This is a genomic window from Geminicoccus sp., from assembly GCF_035556675.1.
GTDB lineage: Bacteria > Pseudomonadota > Alphaproteobacteria > Geminicoccales > Geminicoccaceae > Geminicoccus.
On sequence record NZ_DATMFZ010000272.1, the window covers coordinates 1 to 6,270 of the forward strand.

At 69.5% G+C, this 6,270-nt stretch carries 6 protein-coding genes and 1 pseudogene; 6 read left to right on the top strand and 1 reads right to left on the bottom strand.

Annotated elements, in window-relative coordinates; genetic code table 11:
* Positions 1-654 (top strand): annotated as a pseudogene (purH, locus tag VNS22_RS19170) (bifunctional phosphoribosylaminoimidazolecarboxamide formyltransferase/IMP cyclohydrolase); the annotation flags it as partial.
* On the opposite strand, the gene VNS22_RS19175 reads toward purH, so the two are convergent.
* Complete coding sequence (locus VNS22_RS19175; RefSeq protein ID WP_325735257.1) at positions 623-1,924, bottom strand: MFS transporter; 1,302 nt, start codon at positions 1,922-1,924, stop codon at positions 623-625. The pseudogene purH and the gene VNS22_RS19175 sit on opposite strands and share 32 nt — an antisense overlap.
* A 75-nt stretch (positions 1,925-1,999) precedes the next feature.
* Between VNS22_RS19175 and VNS22_RS19180 the strand changes: the two genes are divergently transcribed.
* The 5 genes from VNS22_RS19180 to VNS22_RS19200 form a co-directional block, all read left to right on the top strand.
* Positions 2,000-2,557: a thioredoxin family protein gene (locus VNS22_RS19180; protein ID WP_325735259.1), complete on the top strand. Its 558-nt coding sequence runs from the start codon at positions 2,000-2,002 to the stop codon at positions 2,555-2,557.
* A gap of 5 nt (positions 2,558-2,562) precedes the next feature.
* Positions 2,563-4,056, top strand: coding sequence for a UbiD family decarboxylase (locus tag VNS22_RS19185; protein WP_325735262.1), 1,494 nt, complete (start codon positions 2,563-2,565; stop codon positions 4,054-4,056).
* Between the two features lie 79 nt (positions 4,057-4,135).
* Positions 4,136-4,933: a 3'(2'),5'-bisphosphate nucleotidase CysQ gene (locus VNS22_RS19190; protein WP_325735264.1), complete on the top strand. Its 798-nt coding sequence runs from the start codon at positions 4,136-4,138 to the stop codon at positions 4,931-4,933.
* Positions 4,934-4,973: 40 nt separating this feature from the next.
* Positions 4,974-6,098 carry a malate/lactate/ureidoglycolate dehydrogenase gene (locus VNS22_RS19195; RefSeq protein WP_325735266.1) on the top strand — a complete coding sequence of 375 codons (1,125 nt, stop codon included), beginning with the start codon at positions 4,974-4,976 and terminating at the stop codon, positions 6,096-6,098.
* Positions 6,099-6,103: 5 nt separating this feature from the next.
* The coding region (locus tag VNS22_RS19200; RefSeq protein WP_325735267.1) for an FAD-dependent oxidoreductase at positions 6,104-6,270 on the top strand (167 nt) is incomplete at its 3' end.

Genomic DNA, 6,270 nt, shown 5'->3' on the forward strand with positions numbered 1-6,270 from the left:
CCGACCAGCGCGTTCGGCGGGATCGTCGCCTTCAACCGCCCGATCGATGCCGCCACCGCCGAGGCGGTGACCGAGATCTTCACCGAGGTCGTGATCGCGCCCGGCGCGGACGATGCCGCAAAGGCCGTATTCGCCCGCAAGAAGAACCTGCGCCTCCTGCTCACGCCCGGCATGCCCGATCCGGCCCGGCCGCGCCACACCTTCCGTTCGGTGGATGGCGGCTTTTTGATCCAGGACGAGGACATCAGCCCGATCGCCTCGACCACGCTCACCCAGGTGACCAGGCGGGCCCCGACCGATCAGGAACACGCCGACCTCCTGTTCGCCTTCACCATCGCCAAGCACGTCAAGTCCAACGCGATCGTGCTGGCCAAGGACCGGGCCACCATCGGCATCGGTGGCGGCCAGACCTCCCGGGTGGACGCGGCCAAGATCGCGGTGGAGCGCGCCCGCGCCGGCGGCAATGCCGATGGCTGCGTCGTCGCCTCGGACGCGTTCTTCCCCTTCCCCGACGGCCTGCTGATCGCGATCGAGGGCGGTGCCGTCGCCGCGATCCAGCCAGGCGGCTCGGTCAAGGACGCCGAGGTGATCGCGGCTGCCGATCAGGCCGGCATCGCCATGGTCACGACCGGGATGCGCCACTTCCGTCATTGATCGGCAGGTGGGCGAGCGGCAGGCGCGCCAGCAGGATCGCTCCTGCCACCCAGAACAGCAGGATCGGGATCATCCCGATCCGCTGGCTGCCGCTCAGCGTGGTCAGGATCGCCACCAGCATCGGCCCCAGGAACGCGGTGGCACGCCCGGTGAGCGCCAGGATGCCGAACAGCTCCGCCCGGCGCTCCGGATGCGCGAGGCGCGCCATGGTCGAGCGGGTAGCACTCTGCACTGGCCCCACGAACAGGCCGAGCCCAGCACCGGCGATCTCGAACAGGAGCTGGCTCGGCGCCAGCAATGCGCCCAGCCCGCAGACGATCAGCCCGGCCAGCCCCGCCAGGATGGTGCGCCTGCCACCCAGCCGGTCGTCCATCCGGGCGAACGCCCAGGCACCGATCCCGGCGGTCACGTTCAGGACGATGCCGAAGCGCAGCACCTCGGCCAGACTCATGCCGAACGTGCCGGCGGCATAGATCCCGCCCAGCGCGAACAGGGTGGCGAGCCCATCGGCCCAGAGCATCGCCGCCACCAGGAACAGGGCCAGCGTTCGGTCGCGCAGCACCTCCTGCAGCGAAATGCGCAGGTTGCGGATACTGGCGCCCACGATGCGCCGGTCGGGCAGTGCCGCGCCCGGGCGGTCCCGGATGGTCAGGAACAGCGGTAGCGAGAACAGGACCAGCCACAGCGCCACCAGCGGCCCCACGATCCGGACATGGGCCATGGTTTCCTTGTCCAGGCCGAACGCCGGGACCTCGGGCTGGAGGAACAGGACCAGCGCCAGCACCAGGCAGACCAGACCGCCGGCATAGCCCAGTCCCCAGCCGAAGCCGGACCAGCCGCCGATCCGGTCGGGCGGCGCCAGATCGGCCAGGATCGCGTTGTTGAACACGTTGCCGAGCTCGCTGCCGAGATTGGCCAGCCCCACCACCACGAGCGCCAGCAGGAGCATGGACGGGTCGGGCAGGACGAACCAGATCGCCGCGGTGCCGACGGCCTGAAGCACCACACAGGCGAACAGCCACGGCTTGCGCGGCCCGCCGGCATCAGTGATCGCCCCCACCACCACGCCCAGCACCGCCGCCGCCAGGGCGGACGCGCTCATCGCCCAGCCCCAGGCCGCCTGGCCCTCGACCTCGGAGGGCGCCACCGCCTTGGCGACGTAGGTCGCGACCACGAACGTCACCACGATCGCCGCGAACGGCGAGGTCGCCCAGTCGAACAGGGCCCAGGCGTAAAGCTCGCGCGTCCGCGTTTTCCCAGGCGGCGTCATCCCGTTCCCCGTTGCCCTGTCCGGTGTGCGGCATCCATATCAGGGTCGCGCCGACGATGCAGTGGAGGAACCGACATGCCATCCCTGACCACGCCACCGGGCGAACTCGGCTTCGCCGCGCCGCCCTTCACCCTGAAGGACGTCGACGGCGGCATGAAGAGCCTGGCGGACCTCGCCGGGCCGAACGGGACGCTGGTGGCCTTCATCTGCAACCACTGCCCCTATGTGAAGGCGATCATCGACCGGCTGGTCCGGGATGCCGCGGAGCTGAAGGGGCTAGGCATCAGCACGGTCGCGATCTGCAGCAACGATGCCGTCCACTATCCGGACGACGACTATCCCAGCATGCAGCGCTTCGCCGAACAGCACCGCCTGGGCTTCCCCTACCTCCATGACGAGAGCCAGGAGATCGCCCGGGCCTATGGTGCCGTCTGCACGCCGGACTTCTTCGGCTTCGACAGGGAGCTGAAGCTCCGCTACCGCGGCCGGCTGGACAGTTCCGGCCGTCAGGCGGGTGCCCCCGATGCCAGGCGTGAATTGTTCCTCGCCATGAAGCAGGTGGCGGAGACCGGTCAGGCTCCGGCCGAGCAGATCCCGTCCATGGGCTGCTCGATCAAGTGGAAGGAGGACTGAGCCCCTTGGCCTTCGACAGCCTGCGCGACTTCATCGCGCATCTGGAAGCGCGCGGGCGTCTGGTCCGGGTCAAGGCTCCGGTCTCGCCGGTCCTGGAGATGACCGAGATCCAGACCCGCCTGCTCGCGGAGGGCGGCCCGGCCGTCCTGTTCGAGAACGTGGTCGATTCCTCGATGCCCGTCCTGGTGAACCTGTTCGGCACGGTCGAGCGGGTCGCCTGGGGTATGGGCAAGGAACCGCACGAGCTGACCGAGCTCGGCAAGACCCTCGCCTTCTTCAAGCAGCCGGAGCCGCCCAAGGGCCTGCGCGAGGCGATGGAGCTGATGCCCCTGGCCAAGGCGGCACTGGCGATGCGGCCAAAGACCGTCCGCCACGCGCCCTGCCAGGAGGTGGTGCTCCAGGGCGACCGTATCGACCTCGGCCGCCTGCCGATCCAGACCTGCTGGCCGGGCGAGCCGGCCCCCCTGATCACCTGGCCGCTCGTGGTCACCAAGGGCCCGTCGGACGCACGGGAAGACAGCTTCAACCTCGGCATCTACCGGATGCAGGTAACCGGCCGGAACAGCACGATCATGCGCTGGCTGAAGCACCGGGGCGGTGCTCAGCACCATCACCGTTGGAAGCAGGCCAGGCGCGAGCCCCTGCCGGCCGCAGCGGTGATCGGCGCCGATCCCGGCACCACGCTGGCTGCCGTCACCCCGGTCCCGGACACCGTGTCCGAGTACCAGTTCGCCGGACTGCTGCGCGGCCGACGGGTCGAACTGGTGGACTGCGTGAGCGTGCCGCTGAAGGTGCCGGCCAGTGCAGAGATCGTGATCGAGGGCCATGTCTCGCTGGACGAGCTGGCCGACGAGGGGCCGTATGGCGACCATACCGGCTACTACAACTCGGTGGAGCGCTTCCCGGTCTTCCATGTCAGCGCCATCACCATGCGGCGCGACCCGATCTATCTCTCGACCTTCACTGGAAGGCCGCCGGACGAGCCGTCCGTGCTGGGCGAGGCGCTGAACGACGTGTTCCTGCCGCTCCTGCAACTCCAGTTCCCCGAGATCGTCGACTTCTGGCTGCCACCGGAGGGCTGCTCCTACCGCGTGGCGGTGGTCTCGATCCGCAAGGCCTATCCCGGCCACGCCAAGCGGATCATGCTGGGTGTCTGGTCCTATCTGCGCCAGTTCATGTACACCAAATACGTGATCGTGGTCGGCGACGACATCAACGCACGCGACTGGAAGGACGTGATCTGGGCGATCTCCACCAAGTCCGACCCTTCCCGCGACCTGACCGTCCTGGAGCACACGCCGATCGACTATCTGGACTTCGCCTCGCCGGAATCGGGCTTGGGGGGGAAGCTCGGAATCGACGCCACCGACAAGTGGCCGCCGGAGACCAAGCGCGAGTGGGGCGAGGAGATCCGGATGGATCAGGACGTGATCGAGGAGGTCTCGCGCAAATGGGCCAGCTACGGCCTGCCCGGCAGCGGCCGGCCGATCTGGAAGTGAGGCTGACCGGCAAAGTGCGGAGCCGGCGCCATGCTCGCGGGTTCTGCTGGCTAGGACCTCGTGCGCGGAAGGAATGCGGATGACCACCAAGATCGACCTCACGGAGATCCTGGGTCGTGCGCGTGCCGTTCTGCCCCAGGCCAGCGCCATTGCGATGCGCAATTTCCGGACAGCGGTCGGCAGCTGGGAGAAGGGGCCCGGCCAGATCGTGACCGAGGCGGATGTCGCGATCGACCGGCTGCTGCACGAGCGGTTGCGCCGGCCGGACGAAGCCTGGCTTTCGGAGGAGACCGCCGACGACCGCTCGCGGCTGACCGGGCGGGGCTGCTGGGTGGTGGACCCGATCGACGGCACCCGTTCGTTCGCCGAGGGCAAGCCGGAGTTCTCGATCTGCATCGGCTATCTGGTCGACGGGCAGCCGGTGGTGGGCATCGTCGCCAACCCCGCGACCGGCGAGACGTTCGAGGCGGTGGCAGGCCAGGGAGCCTTCCTCAACGGCCAGCCCCTGCCCCGCCTTACCGACGGACCGATCGCGCAGCCGCGCATCGCCGCCAGCCGGACCGAGGTGCGCAAGCGGCCGCTCGCCTGGCTGGCGCCGGACGCCGTCTGGACCATGCTGGGCTCGCTGGCGCTGAAGCTCGCCTTCGTCGCGGCCGGCCGGTTCGACGCCTATGTCACGCTCAGGCGCACCAATGACTGGGACATCGCCGCGGCCGACGTGATCCTGCGCGAGGTCGGGGTTCGCCTGACTGAGCCTGACGGGACGCCGGTTCGCTACGACGGGCAACAGCCCACCCACAAGGGCTTGGTCGCCGCCCCGGCGGGCCTGCAGCGCATCCTGCTGGACCGGCTCGCTGCGGCGTTTCCCGTCCGATGACAGCCGTGCTAGGCACTGGCCCCGCGCCCGGAAGGCGTGCTTGCTGCGTGCCGGCACCGCCCAGTCCGGACGGATCCAGGAGTGTCCGACCTTGCCCAACATCGCGGCCGAGCGGCTGCACCGGCTAGCTTCCACCATCGTCGCGGCCACCGGCTCCAGCCCGGACGAGGCCAAGGCGGTCGCCGACCATCTGGTCATGTCCAACCTGACCGGCCACGACAGTCACGGCGTCGGCATGCTGCCGGACTATGTGAAGAACTGTCGTGCCGGCCTGCTGGTCCCGAACCAGACGCTCAAGGTGCTGCGCGACGTAGGCGCCGTGCTGCTGGTCGATGGCGGGCGCGGCTTCGGCCAGACCATGGCGCGCGACGCGATGCGGCTGGGTGCCGAGCGGGCGAAGAAGCTGGGCTGTGCCGTGGTCGGCCTGCGCAATGCCAGCCATGTCGGCCGGATCGGCTTCTGGGCCGAGCAGTGCGCCGCCGAGGGGCTGGTCTCGCTCCATTTCGTCAATGTCGCCGATCACGACCCGCTGCAGGCGCCGTTCGGCTGCTCGGACGCCAGGCTCGGCACCAACCCGTTCTGCGTGGCGGTGCCCGGCGCCGACGGCAAGCCCATGCTGCTGCTGGACATGGCCACCTCGGCCATCGCGTTCGGCAAGGCGCGGGTCGCCCGCAACAAGGGCGTGCCGGTGCCGGACGGCGTGCTGATCGACGCAGAGGGCCGGCCCACCACTGATCCCACCACCTATGTCGACACCCGCAAGGGTGCCTTGCTCTCCTTCGGCCTGCACAAGGGCTCGGGTCTCGCGATCTTCTGCGAGGTCCTGGGTGCGGCGCTGATCGGCGGGCAGACCATCGCCCCGCATCACGAGCGGCTGGACGGCATCGTCAACTCGATGCTCTCGCTACTGGTGGACCCGGCCGTGTTCGGCGACCTGGAGTCGATGCGCGCCGAGGTGCAGGCGGTGATCGACTGGGTCAAGGCCTCGCCGCCAGCGCCGGGCTTCGAGGCGGTGCTGATGCCGGGCGACCCGGAAAACCTGGCCCGCGCGAAGCGGGCGGCCGAGGGCGTGCCGATCGACCCCAAGTCGCTCAGCGACATCCTGGCCGCGGGCGCCTCGCTCGAGCTGGATCCGGCGGAGCTGCGCCGGATCGTCGAGGACTGAACGCCATGGAACAGGTGGATGCCGTCGTCATCGGTGCGGGCGTGGTCGGCCTCGCGGTCGCCCGCAGGCTCGCCATGGCCGGCCGCGAGGTCCTGGTGCTGGAGAAGGCCGATGCGATCGGCACCGAGACCAGCTCGCGCAACAGCGAGGTCATCCATGCCGGCATCTACTA

What these genes read in the sequence shown, in the direction of transcription:
- VNS22_RS19175 (WP_325735257.1), bottom strand. Translation starts at nt 1,924, where the DNA reads ATGACGCCGCCTGGGAAAACGCGGACGCGCGAGCTTTACGCCTGGGCC.
- VNS22_RS19180 (WP_325735259.1), top strand. Translation starts at nt 2,000, where the DNA reads ATGCCATCCCTGACCACGCCACCGGGCGAACTCGGCTTCGCCGCGCCG.
- VNS22_RS19190 (WP_325735264.1), top strand. Translation starts at nt 4,136, where the DNA reads ATGACCACCAAGATCGACCTCACGGAGATCCTGGGTCGTGCGCGTGCC.